Source organism: Stenotrophomonas sp. YJH_SMC_81, from assembly GCF_059370875.1.
The window spans coordinates 222,594-245,706 of the sequence record NZ_JCAFUB010000003.1; the positions used below are offsets into that span (position 1 = coordinate 222,594).

The 23,113-nt window shown below is 66.2% G+C and carries 15 protein-coding genes; 8 read left to right on the plus strand and 7 right to left on the minus strand.

The genetic code is table 11. From position 1 onward, the window contains the following. Positions 1-59: 59 nt before the first annotated feature. Positions 60-3,134 carry a TonB-dependent receptor gene (locus AC5P8U_RS07550; RefSeq protein WP_447897280.1) on the minus strand — a complete coding sequence of 1,025 codons (3,075 nt, stop codon included), beginning with the start codon at positions 3,132-3,134 and terminating at the stop codon, positions 60-62. Positions 3,135-3,895: 761 nt separating this feature from the next. Between AC5P8U_RS07550 and AC5P8U_RS07555 the strand changes: the two genes are divergently transcribed. The 6 genes from AC5P8U_RS07555 (at position 3,896) to AC5P8U_RS07580 (ending at position 13,820) form a co-directional block, all read left to right on the plus strand. Next, entirely contained in the window at positions 3,896-6,361 is a 2,466-nt protein-coding gene (locus AC5P8U_RS07555) for a GH92 family glycosyl hydrolase (RefSeq protein ID WP_088497327.1), read from the plus strand. A 96-nt stretch (positions 6,362-6,457) separates the two neighbouring features. Further along, the gene (locus tag AC5P8U_RS07560) at positions 6,458-7,507 is read left to right on the plus strand and encodes a LacI family DNA-binding transcriptional regulator (protein WP_061479246.1); all 1,050 of its coding nucleotides are present in this window, start codon (positions 6,458-6,460) and stop codon (positions 7,505-7,507) included. A 61-nt stretch (positions 7,508-7,568) separates the two neighbouring features. Next, a complete protein-coding gene (gene fucP, locus AC5P8U_RS07565) occupies positions 7,569-8,885 on the plus strand; it encodes an L-fucose:H+ symporter permease (RefSeq protein WP_072169083.1) in 1,317 nt (438 codons plus the stop codon). 7 nt (positions 8,886-8,892) lie between these two features. Then, positions 8,893-9,888: a carbohydrate kinase family protein gene (locus AC5P8U_RS07570; RefSeq protein ID WP_072169084.1), complete on the plus strand. Its 996-nt coding sequence runs from the start codon at positions 8,893-8,895 to the stop codon at positions 9,886-9,888. Beyond that, positions 9,885-11,111, plus strand: a complete 1,227-nt coding sequence (locus AC5P8U_RS07575; RefSeq protein ID WP_495214035.1) for an AGE family epimerase/isomerase — start codon at positions 9,885-9,887, stop codon at positions 11,109-11,111. The genes AC5P8U_RS07570 and AC5P8U_RS07575 overlap by 4 nt, the downstream gene beginning before the upstream one ends. Positions 11,112-11,201: 90 nt before the next feature. Beyond that, the gene (locus tag AC5P8U_RS07580; RefSeq protein WP_072169085.1) at positions 11,202-13,820 is read left to right on the plus strand and encodes a beta-mannosidase; all 2,619 of its coding nucleotides are present in this window, start codon (positions 11,202-11,204) and stop codon (positions 13,818-13,820) included. Between the two features lie 86 nt (positions 13,821-13,906). Here AC5P8U_RS07580 and mtnC read toward each other — a convergent pair whose 3' ends face one another. The 5 genes from mtnC to AC5P8U_RS07605 form a co-directional block, all read right to left on the minus strand. Continuing rightward, entirely contained in the window at positions 13,907-14,602 is a 696-nt protein-coding gene (gene mtnC / locus AC5P8U_RS07585) for an acireductone synthase (protein WP_061479251.1), read from the minus strand. A gap of 3 nt (positions 14,603-14,605) precedes the next feature. Further along, positions 14,606-15,163, minus strand: a complete 558-nt coding sequence (locus tag AC5P8U_RS07590; protein WP_065177596.1) for a 1,2-dihydroxy-3-keto-5-methylthiopentene dioxygenase — start codon at positions 15,161-15,163, stop codon at positions 14,606-14,608. A 92-nt stretch (positions 15,164-15,255) separates the two neighbouring features. Then, positions 15,256-15,897: a methylthioribulose 1-phosphate dehydratase gene (locus AC5P8U_RS07595; RefSeq protein ID WP_111007973.1), complete on the minus strand. Its 642-nt coding sequence runs from the start codon at positions 15,895-15,897 to the stop codon at positions 15,256-15,258. A gap of 551 nt (positions 15,898-16,448) precedes the next feature. Further along, complete coding sequence (locus tag AC5P8U_RS07600; protein ID WP_053500013.1) at positions 16,449-17,876, minus strand: amino acid permease; 1,428 nt, start codon at positions 17,874-17,876, stop codon at positions 16,449-16,451. Between the two features lie 82 nt (positions 17,877-17,958). Then, entirely contained in the window at positions 17,959-19,434 is a 1,476-nt protein-coding gene (locus tag AC5P8U_RS07605; RefSeq protein WP_005416354.1) for an amino acid permease, read from the minus strand. 132 nt (positions 19,435-19,566) lie between these two features. On the opposite strand from AC5P8U_RS07605, the gene AC5P8U_RS07610 reads away from it, so the two are divergent. Beyond that, entirely contained in the window at positions 19,567-20,181 is a 615-nt protein-coding gene (locus tag AC5P8U_RS07610; protein WP_111008329.1) for an NUDIX hydrolase, read from the plus strand. Between the two features lie 109 nt (positions 20,182-20,290). Here the strand turns inward: AC5P8U_RS07610 and serA are convergent, their stop codons facing one another. Next, positions 20,291-21,532, minus strand: coding sequence for a phosphoglycerate dehydrogenase (gene serA / locus AC5P8U_RS07615; RefSeq protein ID WP_111008330.1), 1,242 nt, complete (start codon positions 21,530-21,532; stop codon positions 20,291-20,293). A 169-nt stretch (positions 21,533-21,701) separates the two neighbouring features. Between serA and AC5P8U_RS07620 the strand changes: the two genes are divergently transcribed. Next, positions 21,702-23,090 (plus strand): FAD-binding oxidoreductase, encoded by a 1,389-nt coding sequence (locus AC5P8U_RS07620; RefSeq protein ID WP_049441183.1) that lies wholly within the window; start codon positions 21,702-21,704, stop codon positions 23,088-23,090. The last annotated feature ends 23 nt before the right edge of the window (positions 23,091-23,113 follow it).

Genomic DNA, 23,113 nt, shown 5'->3' on the forward strand with positions numbered 1-23,113 from the left:
GTGGAGGACCATTCCCGCCGGGGCGGGCAAGACTGCGCCGGGCCAGGCCCGGCGCTGCCTCAGAACTTCCAGTTCACGCCGAAGTACAGCTGGCGGCCGGCGTACAGGTTGGACAGCAGGCGGGCCTGGCTGTCGTTGCCGATGTAGCTGCGCAGCTCGGACTTGGTGGCGTTCAGTACGGCGGCGGTCACCGTCCAGTCCGGAGTGAGGTTGTAGGCCACGTTCAGGTCAAGCTGGCTGTAAGGCTTGGTGTAGGTGGTCATGCCATTGTTCAGGCCGCCGACCACTTCACCACGACGGTTGTACGAGGCGCGCGCCAGGAACTTGTCGTTCTCGTAGAACACCGTAACGTTGGCCTGGTTCTTGGCACTGCCGACCAGCGGCGAGGAGCCGATTTCCTCGCCATCCAGCACGATCGAGGCCAGGTTGGTGTCGTTGTAGGTGTAGTTGGCCTGCACGCCCAGTCCGAAGTCGAACGTGTACTGGCCATACAGTTCCACGCCCTGGGACACGCCATCGCGGCCATTGGCCTGGGTCTCGTACTTCTGCACGGTGACCGACTGCCCGCCGACGTTCATCTGCTGGTCGCGCACCACCGGCACGGTGAAGTTGTCCACGTTCTTGCGGAACAGCGAAACACCTGCGACCGCGCCCGGCTGGAAGTACCACTCCAGGCCCAGGTCGAACTGTACCGCCTTGAACGGTTCCAGCGCCTTGTTGCTGCCCGAGCCGTACCAGCCGGGCGTGTCGGTGCCGCCGGTGACGCGGCGGTCGTTGGCGTACTCTTCGCTGATGTAACGCAGACCACCGGGATAGGCGATGCTGGTGTAGCTCGGGCGCGCGACCACCTTCGATGCCGCGCCACGCAGCACCAGGTTGTCGGTGATGTCCCAGGCAATGTTGAAGCTGGGCAGCACGTCGGTATAGGTCTTTTCCAGCGACGAAAGGGCATACACCTTGTCGCGCACCTGCGGGTCGGGCAGGCGGACGAAGCCACCCTGGCAGCGCAGGTTCGGGTCGGCGGCCGGATCATCGCAGCTCATCGGCGCGCCGCTGGCGTTGTCGACGAAATAGTCGTTGAAGCGCTCGACCGAATCGCTGGACTGGGCGAACTGCTTGGTCCGCACCACGCGCACGCCGATGTTGCCGCGTACCCGCTCAGTGCGGAAGTTGGCCTGGAAGTAGCCGGAGTGGATCTTCTCGTTGACGTCGTAGACGAAGTCTTCTTCGGTACGGTTGTGCGAGCCACCGTAGGTCTTGTTCAGGTAGTCGATGTAGGCCGGGTAGTTGATGCCCGGGAACACGTTGGCGTTGAATGCGCCGGTGATGTTGCTGATCGGGTTGGACAGGAAGAAGCCCGGCTGCGCATCGCCTGCGGTCGGATCGCAGCCGGCCTGGTAGCGATTGTTGTCATAGTCGGACGGATCCAGGCCCGGGCACACCCAATAGGTGTTGCCGGTGTTGCGGTGGACCTTGCCATCGCGGTACTTGGCGCCGAACTGGATCGAATCCAGCCAGCCGGCCTCGAACAGCTTGGTGACGTCGGCCTGGAAGTAGTTCTGCTTGACCTCGGTCTGCATCCACGACGAATCGGTCGAGCCGGTATCGACTTCGGCCACGCCCGCCATCAACTGCTGCTGCAGGTCCGGCGAGAACTGCACCGACGGCGTGCCGGTCAGGTCCCAGGCGGTGTACTGGTTGCCGGACTGCCACTGGTTGCCAACCTTGCGGCGCGGCTTGGCCGACATGCGGAAATTCATCGACGGACCACCTTCGGACCAGGTGCGGCCGCCGGTGAACGAGGCCTTCCACAGCGGGCTGATATCCCAGTCGATGGTCAGGTCGGCGGTCTGCGACAGTGCCTTTTCCTTGCTGTATCCACCGGTGAGCTGCGGAGTGGGGATGGTGCAGTCGTCCGGGCCCCAGCCACCGGGTTCCAGGCCGGCTGCCGCTGCTTCTTCCTCACTGCAGTAATAGGTCTTTCCGGCCAGCTTCTGGTACTGCGCACCCGTGACGATGCTGCCACTCGGGTCGAAATCCAGGCCGTTGAGCAGGCGGCCGCCGGCCCAGTTGCCGTCCTGGTTGTAGCGGGCCAGGTTCCACTCCGGCACCTTCAGCATGTTCTGGGTGTAGTCACCCTGCAACTCGAAGCGGAAGTAGTTCGCGGTCATCGTGACGTTGTCGACCGGCTTGAACTGGAAGGTCAGCTGGCCGCCCTTGCGCTCGCGCTTTTCTTCCTTCACCGCGAAGTTCACCGAGGTCGGCATGAAGAATTCGCTGTAGTTCTTGCCAGCCTGGTTGTTGAAGCCGGACTGGCCCCACCAGTAGTGGATGCCATCCTGCTCCAGCAGGTTGCCGTTGGCATCGCGGGCCGTGGTGCCATTGCCGTACCACTGGTAGTCCTCGGTGCTGGCTTCCATGGTGCGGGTGGTGCGCTTCTGCTGGGTCACGCCGACGAGGACGCCGAAGCGCTCATCCTTGCTGTGCCACGAGTACAGCGCGGACGCCTGCGGATCGACATCGTGGCTGGTATCGGAGGTGGTGCCCTCCAGGTTCACATAGCCGGAGTTGGATTCCATGTCCAGCGGGCGACGGGTATGCAGGATGACCGTGCCGCCGATGCCGCCTTCGTCGATGCGTGCTTCCGGCGACTTGAACAGCTCCGCGCTGGACAACATGTTCGATGGCAGCAGGGTGTAGTTGAAGGAGCGTGTCGCTTCGTTGTTGGTCTCTGACGAGGCGACGAAGTTGCCGTTCAACTGGGTCAGGGTCAGGTCCGGCGCAAGGCCGCGCACACTGACGCTCTTGCCTTCGCCACCGCTGCGGGTGATGACCACGCCGGGCACGCGCTGCAGTGCGTCGGCCACGTTCTTGTCGGGGAACTTGCCGACGTCCTCGGCGGTGATCACCTCGACCACCGCGTTGGCGTCGCGCTTCTGCTCGAGGCTCTTTTCAATGGCGTAGCGGTAGCCGGTGACCTGGACGCTGTCCAGGGTGGTGGCATCCTGCCCGCCGGTGGACGTGGCCTGTTGCGCGGCGGCGCCAGCCGGAATGACGGCGGCGGCCAGGGCCAGCGCGATGGCCAACGACAATGCGTCCTGGCCATGCGTACGTGTTGAATGCTTCATTCCCATCTCTCCCTCTCTCATGGATTGATCCGGTGACGTGGCACGGACAACTTGAATCGATCTAATTTGAAGTGACTTTGTCGCTGTCGCCAAGCAACTGCCAGTGGCGCCGCGCGCGTGGCCTGGTACGTCCTGTTGCTGCTCCCCCAACTCCCGGCCATCGCAGCGTCGTCTTGGATCGATCTAAGCGATGGGCGGGCGATTTTTAGCACGGGTCGCCCGCAGGCGCATGCTGCTGCGCAATATGGTACTGGCGTGGCGAAGGGATGACGGTTTGCTGAAATCAGTGAAATCGTTTTCGTGCGCAGGGGAGTGTGGGTCGGCAGGGCTGCGCCCTGCACCCGCGGTAGTGCCGGCCGCTGGCCGGCAACAGCCAAAGCCAAAGCCAAAGCGGCTCTGGGTTGTCTGTGGCTTGGCGGGGCGGTGTCGGACTGCGGGGACGGGTTTACGGCGTCCCCCGCAACCGGACCCACCCCGACTCCCCACAGGAAACCGGCTTCTGCTGTTGCTTCTGCTGTTGCGGTTGCTGTTGCTCCAGCTCGTAGCAGGTGCAGGGCGCAGCCCTGCCGAACACCCCATCTCATGCTGCGCCGCAGAATGCATTCGGCTGAACCTGCATGCTCTACTTGAATCGATCTAAATTCACGGTCTGGTGGGTCGGGCGTCATTCCAGGGGGAGCTCTCTGCAGGTCAGGGCAGGGCTCAGCGGAACGGTGCCGAACGCCCCCGGCCGTCTGCCTCCGCGTCATCGACTACAGGAACCCGACATGCGCCCAGTGCCGTCCGCTCCCGCCGTCCCATTGTCCTCGCGCCCGCTGGTGCGCCTGGCCTGCCTGCTCGCGCTGTCGTCAGTGCCGGTGCTGCTGCAGGCTGCCCCGGCAGCGCTGGAGCGCGAGGTCAACACCTTCATCGGCAGCAAGGACGACGGCAACACGTTCCCGGGTGCGTCGGCACCGTTCGGCCTGATCCAGGTCAGTCCGATCGGCAGCCACTACTCGGGCTGGCGCTATGACGACGAGAAGATCCGCGGGTTCGGCCACTCCTTCCTGTCCGGCGCGGGTTGCTGGGAACAGGGCGGGCAGGTGTCGGTGCTGCCGGTGACCGGCTCGATCGGTCCGGGTGGCGATTTCGATACCGGCAATGCCAAGCAGTTCGACCACAAGGCCTATGCGTCGGCTTACACCCACGATGGCGAGGTCGGCCAGGCCGGCTACTACAAGGTGCGCCTGACCAGCTACGGTGGCATCGATGCCGAGGCGACCGCGCGTACCCGTGCCGCGGCCGAGCGCTACACCTTCAGCCAGCGCAGCGGCGATGGCCACGTCCTCGTCAACGTCGGCCAGGCCAACGAGCGCCATTCGGTGATCGGCAGCGTGGTCGATGTGGTCGGCGACCGCGTGGTCGAGGGCAAGCTGGTCACCAAGAGTTTCTGCGGCGGTCATCAGTACACCACCTGGTTCCGCATCGAGTTCGACCGTCCGTTCAAGGCGCATGGCACCTGGGGCGAGGGCGGTGGCCTGCCGGGCGCGCGCCACAGCATGGAAGGCGAGCAGAAGCCGAACGGTGCCTGGCTCAGCTTCGACCTGGCCAAGGGCCAGTCGGTGACAGCGGTCAGCGCGATCTCGCACGTGGATGCCGAAGGCGCGCGCACCAACCTGCGCGCGGAGGGCATGCAGGGTGGGGCGCTGCTCGGCTTCGACCGCATGCGCGCGCTGTCCCAGCAGGCCTGGCGTGAGCAGTTGGGCCGGGTGCGCGTGCAGGGCGGCACCGCCGATGACCGCACCGTGTTCTACAGCGCGGTCTATCACGCGCTGCTGCAGCCGATGACCGGCAACGACGCCGACGGCCGCTACCGTGGTTATGACGACGGTATCCACCGCGCTGATGGCTGGACCTATTACGAGTACTTCTCGCTGTGGGATACCTACCGCGCGCAGAACCAGTGGCTGGCGCTGACCCGCCCGGACGTGGCGCGCGACATCGGCCGTACCCTGCTGGCGATCGACGAACAGGTCGGTTGGCTGCCGCGCTGGGGTTATGCCAACTTCGAGACCAACATCATGACCGGCGATCCGGTCACGCCGTTCATGGTCGACCTGTGGCGCTTCGGCGCGCTCAAGGGCCGTGAATCGCAAGCCTGGGATGCACTGCGCCGCAATGCCTTCGGCACGCCACCACTGAACTCGCGCATGGCCGGACGCTCCGGCAACCCGACCTACCTGGACAAGGGCTATGTGGCCTACGACCGCGCGTTCCCGTCCAAGGGCATGGATGTCGATCCGCACCATGGTGGTTCGGCCACGCTGGAATATGCGCTGGCCGACTGCGCGCTCTCGCAGATGGCCGATGGCCTGGGCCATGCGCAGGATGCGGCGACACTCCGTGAGCGTGGCCGCAACTGGCGCAAGGTGTGGGACCCGCAGGTGCGCGATGCCGAGACGGGTTTCACCGGCTTCCCGCGCCCGCGCACCGAGGATGGCCAGTGGTACACGCCGGCCGATGGCCACTACAGTCCGCGTTCGCACCACGGTTTCCATGAGGGCACGGCGTGGCAGTACCAGTGGCTGGCGCAGCAGGACGTGCCGGGCCTGGTCGAAGCGATGGACGGCCGCGAACAGGCCGGTCGCCGCCTGGATGCGTTCTTCGCGATGGACGCGCTGCAGGCCGATCCGCTCAATGCCGCCCGCAAGGCGTGGGTGGTCGGGCCGTACAGCTACTACAACCAGTTCCGCTACAACCCGAACAACGAGCCGGACCTGCACTCGCCGTGGCTGTACACGCTGATCGGCCAGCCGTGGAAGACCGCGGCCGTGGTGCGTGCCGCGCAGCAGTTGTTCACCAATGCCCCCAATGGCGTGACCGGCAACGATGACCTCGGCACGATGTCGGCCTGGTACCTGTTCAGCGCCATCGGCGTGTACCCGGCGGTGCCGGGCAGCGGCCAGTTCCTGCTGCACACGCCGCGCTTCAGCAAGGTCGAAGTGGACATGGGCAATGGCCGGACCCTGCGCATCGACGCGCCGGGTGCCGATGGCCGCCGCCTGCAGTACGTGCAGGGTGTGCGGGTCGACGGCCAGCCGCATGCACCGGTGTGGCTGGACTGGGACCGCCTGCAGCAGGGCCCGCGCCTGCAGTTCGCACTCGACGCGAAGGCGCCAGAGCAGGGCTGGGGTACGGCGGTGAAGGACCTGCCGGTGTCCTGGTGCGCGGCACCGGGCAGCCAGCTGCGCTGAGCCGGACTGTGCCGTTCGCGCTGACCCAGCGAACGGCACGGCACGACACGGCCCTGATCCATTAGGCTTGAGCCTCCAGCGGAGTCCGGGAAGACGATGAACGACAACGGCAACAGTCCCAGCAAGCGCGCCGGCAAGGCGGTGACGGTGACCGACATCGCGCGCGCGATCGGCGTGTCACGGGCAACCGTGTCGCTGGTGCTGCGTGGCAGCCCGCTGGTCAACGTCGATACCCGGGCCAAGGTCGAGGCCGAACTGCGCCGCCAGCGTTACGTCTACAACCGCGCGGCGGCCAACCTGCGCCGTCGTACCTCGTCGAGCATCGCGCTGGTGATCAACGATCTCTCCAACCCGTTCTTCGCCGAGTTCGCATCGGGCGTGGACGAGGCGTTGGGCGGGCGTGGCTACGTGACCCTGCTCGGCAGCACGGGTGAATCGCCGGAGCGGCAGCAGGCGGTGCTGTCCACGCTGATGGAGCACACCCCGGCCGGCCTGATCCTGTCGCCGGCCGAGGGCAGCGATACCGCACAGCTGCGGCAGGCACTGGGCGCCAATGCCAACGTGCTGCTGTTCAACCGCGAACTGGCCGGGGCCGACTGGGACTTCCTGACCCTGGACAACCAGCACGGCGCCTATCTGGCCACGCGCCACCTGATCGAGCGCGGCCATCGCCAGATCGCCTTCTTCGGGGGCCACGCCGCATCCAGTTCCTGCCACCAGCGCCGCGCGGGTTTCCAGCAGGCGCTGGCCGAGGCCGGCCTGTCGCTGCCGCCGGGCTGGATGATCGAATCGGCCCCGAATCGCTTGGAAGCGGCAGCGCGCACCGATGAGCTGTTCGCCGATGGCCATCGCCCAAGTGCGGCGGTCTGCTACAACGACACCGTCGCGCTTGGCCTGATGCTGGGCTTGAACTCGCGCGGTATCCGTCCGGGCGGTGATTTTGCCGTGACAGGCTTCGACGATATTTCCGAGGCGTCGGTCGCGGTTCCGCCGTTGACCACGCTCACCGCCGACCCGCGCGAGCGTGGCCGCCAGGCTGCCGCGCTGCTGCTGCAGCGGCTGGACGAACCGGACGCGCCGCCACGGCGCACGGTTGCGCCGGTGCAGTTGCGCATCCGCGAAAGCAGTGCCGCACGACCGAACTGATTCCTTCTGCATACCCCCTTCCACGCAACAACGACCTTCCGCGCATCGAGGCGCGTACCGCATGCCGATCTCCGCAACGCCCCGTCCATCGGGTTCTTCTTCCAGCGGCACCGCGCCGGTGATGAACGCACGTGCCGCACTGGCGGTGGCCACCACGATCTTCTTCATGTGGGGCTTCCTGACCAGTCTGAACGATGTGTTGATCCCGCACTTGAAAGCGGTGTTCGAGCTGAACTACACGCGCGCGATGCTGGTGCAGTTCACTTTCTTTGGCGCGTACTTCCTGATGTCGTTGCCGGCAGGCCGGCTGGTGGCCCACCTTGGTTACAAGAAGGGCATCATCGCTGGCCTGCTGATCGCCGGTGTCGGCGCGCTCGGCTTCTGGCCGTCAGCGGCGTTGCGCACGTACGACGCGTTCCTCGCTTCATTGTTCGTGCTGGCCACCGGCATCACCGTGCTGCAGGTTGCTGCCAATCCGTACGTAGCGCTGCTGGGGCCTGAACAGACCGCCTCGAGCCGCCTGACCCTGGCCCAGGCGCTGAATTCGCTGGGTACCACGCTGGCACCATTGTTCGGAGGCTTCCTGATCCTCAGCACCACGGTGAAGAGCGGCGACGAGATCGACGCCCTGCCCGTGGCCGAGCAGGTGGCCTATCGCGCCGCTGAAGCGCACTCCGTGCAGGGGCCATACGTGGGCCTGGCGATCGCGCTGGTGCTGCTGGCAGTGTTCGTCTACCTGTTCCGCCTGCCCAGTCTGGCCGAGACCACCGAGAAGGCCGATACGAATCATCACACGTTGCTGGATGCGCTGAAGCAGCCGCACGTGTTGTTCGGTGTGCTGGCGATCTTCTTCTACGTGGGCGCCGAAGTCTCCATCGGCAGTCTGATGGTGAATTATCTCGCCCTGCCGGAGATCGGTGGCATGAGCGAGCAGCAGGCCACGAAGTATGTGTCGGCCTACTGGGGATGCGCGATGGTTGGCCGTTTTGCCGGTTCCTGGCTGTTGGCCAAGTATTCGCCGCGGCGTCTCCTGGCTGGCTTCGCTGTCGCCAATGTGATTCTGCTGGGCGTGACTCTGGCCGCCAGCGGCAAGGCGGCCATGTACGGCATCGTGGCCACGGGCCTGTTCAACTCGATCATGTTCCCGACCATCTTCTCGCTGGCAATCGAACGCTTGGGGCCGCTGACCAACAAGGCGTCAAGCCTGCTGATCATGGCCATTGTCGGTGGTGCGGTGATCCCGCTGCTGCAGGGCATGCTGGCCGATCGCATTGGCCTGCACTTGAGTTTCTTGCTGCCTATCGCCTGCTACCTCTACATTATTTTCTACGGTCTGGTGGGCTCGCGCCCGTCGACCCGCATTCCGCAGGGAGGCTGAGTCCGGAATGGGTGCCATCGTTTGCTTCGGCGAAATTTTGATCGATCTACTAGCGCAGCCGCCGGCCTCGGCCGACACGCCGCGCGCCTTCCTGCAGTACGCCGGTGGTGCACCGGCCAACGTTGCCGTTGCGGCCGCCCGGTTGGGTGCGAAGACGCAGTTCGTCGGCACGCTGGGCCGCGACATGTTCGGCGACTTCCTGGCCGACAGCCTGGTCGAGCACGGCGTGGGCACGGATTACATCGTGCGTACCGATGCGGCCAAGACCGCACTGGCCTTCGTCGCACTGGATGCCAGCGGCGAGCGCAGCTTCAGCTTCTATCGCCCGCCGGCAGCCGACCTGCTGTTCCGTGACAGCGACTTCCAGGCGGCGTGCTTCGACAGCGCACAGTGCTTCCATGTCTGTTCCAACAGCCTGACCGAAGCGGCGATCGCCGAGGCGACCTTCGCCGGCATGGATCGCGCGCGTGCGGCTGGTGCGGTGGTCAGCCTCGACCTCAATCTGCGTCCGGCGCTGTGGCCGGCGAACGAGGACCCGACACCGCGCCTGTGGCAGGCGCTGGAACGCGCCGACCTGGTCAAGCTGTCGCGCGAGGAGCTGGACTACCTGGCCGCGCCGCTGGGTGCCGATGGCGAGGCTGCGGTACTGCGGCGCCTGCTCGCTGCGCGCGTGCGCTGGGTGATCGTCACCGACGGTGCGGCCACGCTGCACTGGTACACGCGCGACAACCACGGCACGGTCACCAGCTTCCGCGTGGCTCCCGTCGATACCACCGCGGCCGGTGATGCCTTCGTCGGTGGCGTGCTGGTCGGCTTGCTGGAGCGCAGCGGCGCCGGTGCCGGTTTTGCCGCCTTCTGCCAGGACCCGGAGGCGATCACCGCCACGCTGCGCTTCGGTGCTGCGGTCGGTGCGCTGGCTGTTACCCGCAAGGGCGCGTTCGCCGCGATGCCCTCGCTCGATGAAGTGCAGCAGCTGCTGCAGGCCCAGGACATTAACGCATGAGCACCTCCCCCGACTTCCGTTCGCCCGCGTTCCTGCGCGCGCACATCGCCGATACGATGGCGTTCTACCATCCGCGGTGCATCGATCCGAACGGTGGCTTCTTCCACTACTTCCGTGACGACGGCAGCATCTACGACGCCAACCATCGCCATCTGGTGAGCAGCACGCGTTTCGTCTTCAACTACGCGATGGCCTACCGCGAATTCGGCAACGCCGAGTACCGTGAGGCGGTCGAGCACGGCGTGCGCTACCTGCGCGAGGTGCACCGCAACCCGGCCACCGGCGGTTACGCCTGGACCCTGCGCGACGGCAAGGTCGAGGACGACATGAACCACTGCTACGGCGTGGCGTTCGTGCTGTTGGCCTACAGCTGCGCACTGAAGGCCGGTCTCGAACAGGCCCGCGCATGGATGGACGAGACCTGGCAGCTGCTGGAGGCGCGCTTCTGGGAGCCCCAGCACGGCCTCTACAAGGACGAAGCCGATGGGCAGTGGAATTTCACCGGCTACCGTGGCCAGAACGCCAACATGCACATGTGCGAGGCGATGCTGGCCGCCTTCGAGGCCAGCGGCGAACAGCGCTATGTGGAGCGCGCGCTGCAGCTGGCCGACAACATGACCCGTCGCCAGGCCGCCAAGGCCGGTGGCCTGGTGTGGGAGCACTACGATTCCAACTGGGAGATCGACTGGGACTACAACCTGGACGACCCCAAGCACCTGTTCCGCCCATGGGGCTTCCAGCCGGGCCACCAGACCGAATGGGCCAAGCTGTTGTTGATCCTGGACCGCCATGTGCAGGTCGACTGGCTGGTGCCGACCGCGCAGCACCTGTTCGACGTGGCCGTGGCGCGCAGCTGGGACGAGGCGTGGGGTGGCCTGTACTACGGTTTCGCGCCGGAGTCGCGCCGGCAGCCGGGCATGGATGGCGCCCCGATCGGTGGCGACAGTTTCGTCTGCGACGACGACAAGTATTTCTGGGTGCAGGCGGAGACGCTTGCGACCGCCGCACTGATGGCCAAGCGTACCGGCGATGACCGCTATTGGCAGTGGTACGAGCGTATCTGGGCGTATTCGTGGGAACACTTCGTCGATCACCGGTACGGCGCCTGGTTCCGCATCCTCGATGCCGACAATCGCAAGTACAGCGACGAGAAGAGCCCGGCCGGCAAGGTGGATTACCACACCATGGGTGCGTGCTACGAAGTGTTGAACGTGGTGCGTTGAGGTTGGCGCGCCGGGCATGGCCCGGCACTGCCGTGAACTGGACTTGCAGGTAGCGCCGGACCATGCCCGGCGGAATAACAGGAGCATCCCGTGCATCGCCTTCCCCTCGTTGTCCGCCTGCTCCTGCTGCTGATCGCGGCGTCCGCCTTCCCGGTCGCTGCCACGCCGCTGCAGGCACAGTGGGAGTTCCGCATGCTGCCCGGCGACGCGCAGGGCGCCGCTCATCCAGGTCTGCAGCAATGGCGGGCGGCGACGGTGCCGGGCAGCGTGCACACCGACCTGCTCGCTCACGAACTGATCCGTGATCCGTATGTCGGCGCACCAGAGGCCGAACTGCAATGGATCGGCCTGGCCGCCTGGGAGTACCGCGCGCGCTTCGACGTGGATGCGGCGACGCTGGCCAAGCCCAATGCCGAGCTGCGCTTCGACGGTCTGGATACCTACGCCGACGTCAGCCTCAACGGCAAGCCGCTGCTGCGTGCGGACAACGCGCACCGGACCTGGCGCGCGCGCGTGAATGGGCGCCTGCGGGCCAGGGACAATGAACTGCAGATCGTGTTCCGTTCGCCGATCCGCACCCTGCTGCCGGGCGTGCAGGCAATGCCGCACAAGATCGCTGGCAACTACCCGTCGCCGTATGGCGATGAGCCGAAGGACGCGATGGTCGGCAACTTCGCGCGCAAGCCGGCCTACCACTTCGGCTGGGACTGGGGTCCGCGCTATGTCACCGCCGGCGTCTGGCGCGGAATCGATCTGCAGGCTTGGGACGCGCACCGCCTGACCGATCTTGCGGTGCGCACGGATGCATTGAGCGCGGAGCAGGCGAAGCTGGCCGTGCTGCTGCAAGTAGAGCAGGGCGACGCTGCCGGTTCTGCGGTGGTCAATGTCGATGTGCGCGATCCGCAGGGTCGCAGCGTGGCCCAGGTGCAGCGCACGGTGCTGCTGAAGCCCGGCCAGAACAGCATCGAGGTTCCGGTTGAACTGGCCGATCCGCGGCGCTGGTGGCCAGTCGGCTACGGCGCGCAGGACCGCTACACGGTGCAGGCCCGCCTGGACCAAGGTGGCGCGCCGGAGCTGGCGCGCGAGCAGCGCATCGGGCTGCGCACGGTCGAACTGCGCCGCGAGGGAGACCGCAAGGGCGGGCAGGGCTTTGCCTTCGTCATCAACGGCGTGGAGATCTTCGCCAAGGGCGCCAACGTGATTCCGTTCGATGCCTTCCCCGCGCGCGTCGATGCCGCACGCCTGCGCCAGGTGCTGACGGCCGCGCGCGACGCCAACATGAACATGCTGCGCAACTGGGGCGGCGGCTACTACGAGGAGGACGCGTTCTTCGACATCGCCGACGAACTGGGCCTGCTGGTGTGGCAGGACTTCATGTTCGGCGGCGGCATGCAGCCGGGCTACGATCCGGCGTTTCGTGCCAACGTGGTGGCCGAAGCACGCGACAACGTGCGCCGTCTGCGCCACCACCCCAGCATCGTGCTGTGGTGTGGCAACAACGAGGAAGAAACCGCCTGGAAGGACTGGGGCCATGGTCGCGACCTGAAGGCGGCCGACCCGGCGTTTGCAGCGAAGGTCTGGCAGGGCTATGTCGACCTGTTCGGCAACGATCTGCGCGCGGTGGTGGGCGAGGAAGGGCTGGGCGTGCCGTACTGGTCCAGTTCACCGAGCAACGATCTTGACGAAAAGGCCAACGACTCGACCCGCGGCGACAAGCACTACTGGCAGGTCTGGGGCAATCCGGCGCTGCCGGTGCAGGCCTACCTGCGTGAGACGCCGCGCTTCATGTCCGAGTACGGGCTGCAGGCGTGGCCGTCGGTGGCGACGGTGGACCAGATCGCCACCCGCGCCGAGCAGCGCATCGACAGCCCGGTGATCCGTGCGCACCAGAAGTTCATGGCGGGCGAGGGCAACAGCCGCCTGCTGCACTACATCGAGCTGGGCTACGGTACGCCGAAGGACTTCGAGGACTTCGTCTACCTCAGCCAGGTCATGCAGGCCGATGGCATCGCTCTGGCGGCACTGCACCATCGCGCCTCGCGCCCGTACACGATGGGCTCGCTGTACTGGCAGCTCAACGATGTCTGGCCCGGCGCCTCGTGGTCCAGCGTGGACTATTTCGGCCGCTGGAAGGCGCTGCACTTCGCCGCGCGGCGTTTCTTCGCGCCAGTGACGGTGGCAGCGCTGCGCGACGAGGGCAGCACGCGGGTGCGCCTGATCAACGACGGTGCCGCACTGGATGCGCGCTGGCGTCTGCGGGTGATGGACGTGGAGGGGAAGGTGCTGCGTCGTCGCGAGGAAACGGTGACGTTGGCGGCGGCGGGTGTCACCCCGATGGGCGATTTCAGCGATGCGGAGCTGCTGGCCGGTGCCGACCCGATGCGTACGGTGGCGGTGTTCGAGTTGCTGCAGGACGGCAACGTGAGTGCGCGGCAGGTGGTCGGTTTCGTTGAAGCCAAGGACCAGGTGTTGCCGCGGCAGAAACTCAAGGCCACGTTGTCCATCGAAGGGGACCACTATCGTCTGCGGCTGGAAAGCGCGGCGTATGTGCGCGCGGCGTGGATCGACTTCGGCGCGCTGGATGTGCAGGTCGAAGACAACCTGCTGGACCTGCTGCCGGGTGAAACCCGCGATATCGCGGTGCGCGGCCCGGTGGATCTGGTTACCCTGCGCGAAGCGCTGAAGGTGAAGACCCTCAACGACCGTTGAGCAAAAAAGGGGACGGAGGGGATTAAGTCGTTTGTGGCCCATGTGTGCCACAAACGACTTAATCCCCTCCGTCCCCTTTTTCTTGCTTACAGCTGGATCTGCTGGAAATTCTCGACCCGTTCGTGGCCGTTGGCGGCCTGCCCGGTACGCGGCATCGGGTAATCATCCAGGCGATCGATCAGGCGGGTCTGCAGCCCGGCTTCGCGGGCGGCATCCAGTTCTTCCACCACATCGGACAGGAACAGGATCTCGCCGGCCGGTACGCCGATGGCCTGCACGATGCGGCGGTAGCTGTCGGCCTCGCGCTTGCCGCCGACTTCGGTGTCGAACCAGCCCGACACCAGCGGGCTGAGGTCCCCGGCATCGCTGAAGCCGAAGAACAGCTTCTGCGCCGGCACCGAGCCGGAGGAGTACACGTACAGCGGCAGCCCGGAGGCGTGCCAGCCCTTCAGCACCGGCGCTACTTCCGGGTAGAAGTGCGCGGTGTAGTCGCCACGGCGGTAGCCTTCGTCCCAGATCAGTCCCTGCAGCGCCTTCAGTGCGGTGTGCTTGCGATCCTGGTCGATCCAGCCCTGCAGCGTCTCGGCCACGAGGCTGTCCTGGCAGGCACCGCCGATCTCGGTTGCCACCGCATCCAGCCAGCGGCGGACGTCCGGCTGCTGGCCATGCTCGGCGACAAACGCGGGCAATGCCTTGCGCGCATAGGGGAACAGCACGTTCTTGACGAACGAGATGCTGCTGGTGGTGCCTTCGATATCGGTCAGGATGACGCGGGCTTGCATGGATCAGGACGCCTGGGTGGGTACGTAACGAGGGAACTTCTGCGCGATGTCGGTGCCGGTGAAGTGACCGACCCAGCCATCCGGCTCGGTGAAGAAGCGGATCGCCACGAAGCTGGGTTCCTCGCCCATGTCGAACCAGTGGGTGGTGCCATCGGGCACGGCGATCAGGTCATCCTTCACGCACTCGATCTCATAGACCTTGTCACCCACGTGCAGGGTGAACAGGCCCGAGCCGGCGACGAAGAAGCGCACTTCGTCTTCCTTGTGGAAGTGCTCGTCGAGGAACTTCTTGCGCAGCTCGGCGCGATTCGGGTTGTCCGGGGCGATCGAGGCCACGTCCACGCTCTTGAAGCCGCGCTCGGCGACCAGGCGGTCGATGTCGGCGCGGTAGGCGGCGAATACTTCCTCCTGGCTGGCGCCCGGCGCGACGGGCGCGGTGGCCTGCCAGCGCTCGAAGGTGACGCCGATCTTCTGCAGCTCGGCAGTGATGACCGCGCCGTCCTGGGTGTCCAGCAGCGGCGAATCGGGGCGGGTGTCGTCGTAGATGCGCAGTCGGCTCATGGCGGCAGCTTGAACGTCTCGGGGGGAAGACAGGGTAGCAGGGTGGGTGTAGGGCGCAGATTCCGGATCGGCATCTGCACCTGCGCGCCGGTTCAGCCGCGCAGCCTGCGCAGCTCCAGTTCGCAGTGGAACAGGAACTCGAACGCTTCCAGGTGGCGGCGTGCCTCGGCCATGTCGCGGCCCCAGGCGTACAGGCCGTGGCCATCGATCAGATAGCCCCACAGGTTCTGCCGGTCGAGCAGGTCATCGACCTGCTTCGACAGCACGTTCATGTCCTGGGTGTTGGCGAACACCGGCACATCGATGACCATTTCGTGGGTACTGTTGCCGGCGAAGGCCTTCAACAGCTCGTAGCCTTCCAGGCGGACATGACCCTGCGGCGCGTACAGGCGCGAGGCGATGGTCTGCACCGGCGAGTGCGTATGCAGCACGCAGCCGACCTCCGGGAAGCGGCGGTACAACTGGGTGTGCAGCAGGGTCTCGGCGGACGGGCGCAGCGGACGGCCGACGGCCTGGCCGTCGAAGTCCACCACCATGATGTCGTCCTCGATCAGGCGGCCCTTGTCCTTGCCGGACACCGTGATCGCCGCGTGGCGATCGTCCAGGCGGTGGGAGAAGTTGCTGCTGGTGGCCGGGGTCCAGCCGGCATGGGCCAGTTCGCGGACGTTGTCGATCAGCAGCTGGGCCAGTTCGCTCAGGCGCGCGGTGTCGTAGGGGAAGGTGGGGGCGTTCATGCCGACGATTTTACTGGATTCGGCCAACGGCTGAGCCCCTCGTGGCGGGTCGTGTAGAGCGGTTCATGGGGTTGGCGGGGCGGGCGGGTCGTGCAGGGGACGCTGCAAGTACGTCCCTGTAAGCTCGGTCGCCGCATCCATGCGGCTCACGCCCCTGCACGGCCCACCCGCCCCGCCTCGGACAGGTTCCGGCGTGCGGCCGGCCACGGAGTGAAGAAGGAAGAGCGAAAAGCGGGTCGCGGCGCTACGCTTGCTCGCAGCCGAGCATGGCTCGGCTCTACAGAAGATTCGTCCCGATACATTCGTTTCCGGGAACGCTTCATCCACGCATGGCGTGGATCTACCGGACGCGCCGGGAGACTGTCAGGGGCGGGGAGGCATGGGTTCGCGGGGGTGTCAGCCGCATGGATGCGGCTGCCAAGCCTACATGGACGTACTTGCGGCGTCCCCCGCGAACCCATGCCTCCCCGCCAAACCCACAGTCCCGCTCTTGCCGTTGCTCCGGCTTCAAAGGCGGGTGCAGGGCCGCAGGCCCTGCAATGCAGAAAACCTCACTTACCCCGCAGACGGCTGTGCCTGAAGCCGTAGCAGAAATAGATCACGAAACCGACGAAGGTCCAGACGCCCATCAGCATCCAGTTGTGCATCGTCATCGCCGACAGCAGGGCAAGGCAACTCAGCACGCCCAGGCTGCAGATCAGCCAGGCCATCGGCATGCGGAACGGGCGCGGCAGGTCCGGCTGGGTGCGGCGCAGGATCAGCACGCCGGCACACACCGCCGCGAACGCGATCAGCGTGCCCATCGAGGTCAGCTCGCCAAGGATGTCCAGCGGAAACAGCGCCGCCAGCAGCGCGATGCCGATGCCGGTGATCACCGTGTTGATGTGCGGGGTGCGGTACTTGGGGTGGATCCTGGTGAACACCGGCGGCAGCAGGCCGTCGCGCCCCATGATCATGAAGATGCGCGGCTGGCCGATGATCATCACCAGTACCACCGAGGACAGGCCGACCAGCGCGCCGACCTCGACCACCCAGCGCAGCCAACCCAGCTGCGGATGCGCGGCCACCGCGGTCACCACCGGTTCGTCGGTGCCCAGCAGCTGGAACGGCACCAGGCCGGTCATCACCGCCGCCATCGCGATGTACAGAACGGTGCAGACCACCAGCGACAGCATCATGCCGATCGGCATGTCGCGCTGCGGATTCTTCGATTCCTGCGCCGCCACCGACACCGCCTCGAAGCCGATGTAGGCGAAGAACACCATCGCCGCGCCACGCAGTACGCCTTCCATGCCGTACTTGCCGGGGCCTTCGTTGGCGGGAATGAACGGGGTCCAGTTGCTGGTGTCCACATACTTCCAGCCGACCACGATGACCAGCAGGATCAGGCCGGTCTTGAGCACGACCATCGCCATGTTCATTGCCGATGACTTGCTGATGCCGACGTAGCACAGCCAGGTCAGCAGCAGTACCAGCGCAGCGGCCGGCAGGTTGGCGATCGCGCCGGTGGGGCGCAGCTGTGCATCGAGTGGGGCACTGACCAGCGCCGCCGGTAGATGGATGTCGAACTGGCTGAGCAGGCTGAGGAAATAGCCGGTCCAGCTGACCGCCACCGCCGACGCAGAGACGCCGTATTCGAGCACCAGCATCCAGCCGATGAACCAGGCCGACAGTTCGCCGAAGGTGGCGTAGGTATAGGTATAGGCGCTGCCGGAGACCGGCACCATCGAGGCGAACTCGGCGTAGGCCAGCGCGCAGAAGGCGCAGCAGATGGCGGCCAGCACGAACGACAGCATGATCGCGGGGCCGGCGTGGTTGGCGGCGGCCTGGCCGGTGATGACGAAGATGCCGCCGCCGATCACGGCACCGATGCCGAGGGCGGTCAGGCCCCAGGGGCCGAGGTGGCGGCGCAGGCTCAGGCCGTTGGCGTCTTCATGGGCGGCATGCGGGTGCTTGGTGGCCCACAGTTGCTTGAACATGTGTGGTGGTCTTGTCGAAGCGCGCCGTGTCTGGCGCGCGGGGAAAACGGACGGGCCGGCACAGGGCCGGCCCGTAGGCGGATCAGGGTGACTTGGCCAGCTTGCTGTTGCGCATGCCATAGCCGAGATAGATCAGCATGCCCAGCACGGTCCAGCCGACGAACAGGTGCCAGTGCACCACGAACGCCTGCCAGAACAGGAACAGGCAGGCCGCAGCGCCAAGCGGGCAGATGATCCACACCGCCGGCACGCGGAACGGGCGATGGATCTCCGGCTTGGTATAGCGCAGCACCAGCACGCCGATGCAGACCGTGGCGAAAGCCAGCAGGGTACCCATCGAGACCAGTTCGCCCAGCACGTTCAGCGGCACCAGGCCGGCCAGTGCGGCGGCGATCACGCCGACCACGATCGTGGCCCAATAGGGCGTGCGGAAACGAGCGTGGACCTTGCCGAAGAACTTCGGCAGCAGGCCGTCGCGGGAAATGGTGTAGGCGATGCGGGTCTGGCCCATCATCATCACCAGCACCACCGAGGACAGGCCGGCGATGGCGCCGATCTCGACCAGGGTCTTCAGCCAGGACAGGGTCGGGTAGGGCTCCAGCGCGGTGGCCACCGGCTTGTCGGTGCCCAGCAGGTGGTACGGCATCATGCCAGTCAGCACCGCGCAGACGATGATGTAGACGATGGTGCACACGGCCAGCGAGCCGAGCAGGCCGATCGGCATGTTGCGCTGGGGATCCTTGGTTTCGCCGGCGGCGGTGGAGACCGCATCGAAACCAATGTAGGCGAAGAAGACGATGGTGGCCGCGCGGAAGATGCCGCTCCAGCCGAACTCACCCGGCACGCCGGTGTTTTCCGGAATGAAGGGCTGCCAGTTGGCCGGATCGATGTGGGCCGCGCCGATGCCGATGAACAGGCAGATGACGGTGACCTTGATCGCCACGATGATGGCGTTGACGAACGCCGACTGGGTCACGCCCACGTACAGCAGGCCGGACACCGCCGCCACGATCAGCACCGCCGGCAGGTTGAACAGCTTGCCGGAGGAGACGAACTCGCTGCCGGTCCAGGCGATGGGCGCGGCGCTGAGCAGGTCCGGGAAGGGCATGTGCAGCGTGGTGGTGATGAAGCTGATCAGGTAGGCCGACCAGCCCACCGCGACCGACGCCGAGGCGAACAGGTACTCCAGCACCAGGCACCAGCCGATGAACCAGGCCATGCCTTCGCCGAGGGTGGCATACGAATAGGAGTAGGCACTGCCGGAGACCGGCATCATCGCCGCGAACTCGGCGTAGCACAGGCCCGCCAGGGCGCAGGCGAAGCCGGCCAGCACGAACGACAGCATCACCGCCGGGCCGGCGTGGTTGGCCGCGGCCTGGCCGGTCAGCACGAAGATACCAGCGCCGATCACCGCACCCACGCCAAGCAGGATGAGGTGTTTAGCCGTGAGGGTCCGTTTCAGCGTGGCTTCGCCGTCCAGGCTGCCTTCGATGGGTTCGCCGGCATCGACGTGCCCGGCCGGCTGGACCGGCTTGACCCTCAACAGAGCTTTCAGCATGCAGTACTTCCTAATGATCGGATGGGGTGGGCCGCCGATACGTTGCCGGCAACCTTGAACGGTGAAGGCCGTGCGAACGGCCCGCTGTACCTTAGCCAAAGCTGAAGCCAACGCACAAGCGCAATCGCAACAATGAACGGCGATAATGAGCAGTATTTTTCCGAACCGCCCCCATTCATGCGCCAGACCGCCGAAACCCTTGCCGTGCTTGACGATCGCCTACGCGGCCTGTTGCGGGACTATGCCCGCCGCGAGCCCGCCCACGACGCACTGGCTGCCGAATTCGGCACATTGCTGGACGATCCAGAAGATCCGTTCCGTCGCGAACGGCTGGCCGGGCATTTCACCGCCAGCTGCTGGCTGGTCAGTGCCGACGGCCAGCGCCTGCTGCTCACCCATCACCGAAAGCTGCAGCGCTGGCTGCAGCTGGGCGGTCACGCCGACGGCGACCGTGATCTGGCGCAGGTGGCGCTGAAGGAAGCCGAGGAGGAGTCCGGCCTGAGCGGCCTGGTACTGGAAGACCCGGCCATCTTCGATCTGGACAAGCACTGGATTCCCGAGCGCAAGGACGTGCCGGGGCACTGGCACTACGACGTGCGTTTCGTGATCCGGGCGCTGGGTGGCGAGGCCTTCGTGCTCAGCGAGGAATCGCTCGACCTGGCCTGGCGGGCGGTGACCGAAGTCGCGGCCGACCCCGAATCGGATGAATCCATGCAACGCATGGCGCGCCGGTGGTTGGCGCGCTAGCAACCTGTAGAGCCGAGCCGATGCTCGGCTCGATGCAGGCCGGAACCGCAGCCGAGCATGGGCTCGGCTCTACACGTGCAAGGCGGGACGCGCGTCAATACAGCGCGCGTCAATACAGGATGCGCGTACGCAACGTTCCTGGAATGCCGGCCAGCTCGTCGCGCACGGCGGCGGCCTGTGCCTCGCTGGCGGTGATGTCGATCACCACGTAGCCCACCTTCGGGTCGGTACGCAGGAACTGGCCGTCGATGTTGACGTTGTGGCGCGAGAAGATCTCGTTGACCCTGGACAGCACGCCCGGCACGTTCTGGTGGATGTGCAGCAGGCGCAGGCTGTCCTCGTGTTCGGGCAGGGTCACTTCCGGGAAGTTGACCGCCGACAGGGTGCTGCCATTGTCGCTGTAGCGCACCAGCTTGGCCGCCACTTCCACGCCGATGTTGTCCTGCGCTTCCAGCGTGCTGCCGCCCACGTGCGGGGTCAGGATCACGTTGTCGTGGCGGGTCAGCGGCGACTCGAAGATATCGCCGTTGCCCTTCGGTTCAACCGGGAACACGTCCAGCGCGGCACCACCGACGTGGCCGCTGGCCAGCGCAGCGTCCAGCGCATCGATGTCGACCACGGTGCCGCGGGCGGCGTTGATCAGGTGCGCGCCCTTGCGCATCTTCGCCAGCTCGGTGCTGCCGATCATCCACTGCGTGGCCGGCGTCTCCGGCACGTGCAGGGTGACAATGTCGGCGCGTGCCAGCAGGTCGTCCAGGCTGGCCGCTGCACGCGCATTACCCAGTGCCAGCTTGGTTTCCACGTCGTGGAAGATCACCTGCATGCCCAGCGATTCGGCAAGCACGCCGACCTGGGTGCCGATGTGGCCATAACCGATGATGCCCAGCGTCTTGCCGCGCACTTCATGGCTGCCGCTGGCTGACTTCGACCAGCCGCCGCGATGGCATTCGGCGTTCTTCTGCGGGATGCCGCGGGTCAGCATGATCGCCTCGGCGATCACCAGCTCGGCCACGCTGCGGGTGTTGGAATAGGGCGCATTGAACACCGGGATGCCGGCCAGTTCGGCCGCATCCAGGTCGACCTGGTTGGTGCCGATGCAGAAGCAGCCCACCGCGATCAGTCGCTTGGCCTCGGCCAGCACCTCGGCGCTGAGCTGGGTGCGTGAGCGGATGCCGACGATGTGCGCCTCGGCGATGCGTGCCTTCAATTCGTCCTCGGGCAGCGCCTTGGTGTGCGCTTCGATCTGGCTGTAGCCGGCGGCGCTGAACACCTCCACGGCGGTCTGGCTGACCCCCTCCAGCAACAGCACGCGGATATCCTGCTTCGGGAACGAGGTCTTCTTCGGCGACATGGGGCAACACGGCCAGTGGGACAGGGGCTGACCACTATGCCAGATCACGGCGCTCATGGTGCAGTGCGCAATTGGTTGCATCCGTAGCTATCGGCCCGGCTGCGGGGCTGGACGCTGGCGCGTGCCGCTGGCACGCTTGCCCGTTCTTCACGCCCCGCGCTGGACCGTCATGACCGATTCCCGCATTGCCTCGCTGCAGCAGGCCTGTCCCGGCCTGAAGCTGAAGACCGACCCGGCCGACCTGGAGCATTACGGGCGCGACTGGACCCGGCGCTGGACGCCTGCGCCGTTGGCGGTCGCACTGCCGGCCACGGTCGAGGAGGTACAGGCGGTGATGCGCTGGAGTGCCGCCGAGGGCGTGGCGGTGGTGCCGTCGGGCGGCCGCACCGGCCTCTCGGGTGGCGCGGTGGCGGCCAACGGCGAGCTGGTGCTCAGCCTGGAGAGGATGAACAAGGCACTGGCCTACGACGCGGTCGACCGCACCCTGGTGGTGCAGGCCGGCATGCCGCTGGAAGCCGTGCACAACGCCGCGCTGGACCACGGCCTGATCTACCCGGTGGATTTCGCCGCGCGCGGCTCGTGCACGATCGGCGGCAACATCGCCACCAATGCCGGCGGCATCCGCGTGATCCGCTACGGCAACACCCGCGAGTGGATCGCCGGGCTGAAGGTGGTCACCGCCAGTGGCGAACTGCTCGAGCTCAACAAGGGCCTGATCAAGAACTCCAGCGGCTATGACTTCCGCCAGCTGCTGATTGGTTCGGAAGGTACGTTGGGGGTGATCGTCGAGGCGACGGTGAAGCTGACCGATCCGCCGCCGGCCAGCAACGTGATGCTGCTGGCCGTACCCAGCTTCGAAGTGCTGATGCAGGTGTTCGCCGCGTTCCGCGCGCGCCTGCAGCTGCAGGCCTTCGAGTTCTTCACCGACCGCGCGCTGGAACATGTGCTGGCGCACGGCGCGCAGGCGCCGTTCGACGAGGTGCACCCGTACTACGTGGTCACCGAGTTCGCCGCCAACGACGAAGCGCAGGAAGCGGCGGCGATGGCGGCCTTCGAGGACTGCATGGGCAACGGCTGGGTCAGCGACGGGGTGATCAGTGCCAGCGACGCCCAGGCCGCCCAGCTGTGGCGCCTGCGCGAAGGCATCACCGAATCGCTGGCGCGCTACAAACCCTACAAGAACGACGTCTCGGTACGGATCTCGGCGATGCCGGCGTTCCTGGCCGAGACCCAGGCGCTGATCGGGCAAGCCTACCCGCACTTCGACGTGGTCTGGTTCGGCCACATCGGCGACGGCAACCTGCATATCAACGTGCTCAAGCCCGACGACACCAGTGACGCCGATTTCGTGGCGCAGTGCGAGCACGTCACCAAGCTGCTGGCGCAGGTGCTGGCGCGTTTCGATGGCAGCATCTCGGCCGAGCATGGCATCGGCCTGGTCAAGAAGGGCTACCTGGACAGCACCCGCGGCCCGGCCGAAATCGCGCTGATGAAGGCGGTCAAACGCGCGTTCGATCCCCAAGCGCGGCTGAATCCCGGCAAGCTGTTTGACGCCTGAGCCGGGCAAATCCTTCACCCACC

Coding starts and splice junctions, on each gene's coding strand:
- AC5P8U_RS07550 (WP_447897280.1), bottom strand. CDS start 3,134: ATGGGAATGAAGCATTCAACACGTACGCATGGCCAGGACGCATTGTCG.
- AC5P8U_RS07575 (WP_495214035.1), top strand. CDS start 9,885: ATGAGCACCTCCCCCGACTTCCGTTCGCCCGCGTTCCTGCGCGCGCAC.
- AC5P8U_RS07590 (WP_065177596.1), bottom strand. CDS start 15,163: ATGAGCCGACTGCGCATCTACGACGACACCCGCCCCGATTCGCCGCTG.
- AC5P8U_RS07600 (WP_053500013.1), bottom strand. CDS start 17,876: ATGTTCAAGCAACTGTGGGCCACCAAGCACCCGCATGCCGCCCATGAA.
- AC5P8U_RS07620 (WP_049441183.1), top strand. CDS start 21,702: ATGACCGATTCCCGCATTGCCTCGCTGCAGCAGGCCTGTCCCGGCCTG.
- AC5P8U_RS07570 (WP_072169084.1), top strand. CDS start 8,893: ATGGGTGCCATCGTTTGCTTCGGCGAAATTTTGATCGATCTACTAGCG.
- serA (WP_111008330.1), bottom strand. CDS start 21,532: ATGTCGCCGAAGAAGACCTCGTTCCCGAAGCAGGATATCCGCGTGCTG.
- AC5P8U_RS07595 (WP_111007973.1), bottom strand. CDS start 15,897: ATGAACGCCCCCACCTTCCCCTACGACACCGCGCGCCTGAGCGAACTG.
- mtnC (WP_061479251.1), bottom strand. CDS start 14,602: ATGCAAGCCCGCGTCATCCTGACCGATATCGAAGGCACCACCAGCAGC.
- AC5P8U_RS07560 (WP_061479246.1), top strand. CDS start 6,458: ATGAACGACAACGGCAACAGTCCCAGCAAGCGCGCCGGCAAGGCGGTG.
- AC5P8U_RS07605 (WP_005416354.1), bottom strand. CDS start 19,434: ATGCTGAAAGCTCTGTTGAGGGTCAAGCCGGTCCAGCCGGCCGGGCAC.
- AC5P8U_RS07555 (WP_088497327.1), top strand. CDS start 3,896: ATGCGCCCAGTGCCGTCCGCTCCCGCCGTCCCATTGTCCTCGCGCCCG.
- fucP (WP_072169083.1), top strand. CDS start 7,569: ATGCCGATCTCCGCAACGCCCCGTCCATCGGGTTCTTCTTCCAGCGGC.
- AC5P8U_RS07610 (WP_111008329.1), top strand. CDS start 19,567: ATGAACGGCGATAATGAGCAGTATTTTTCCGAACCGCCCCCATTCATG.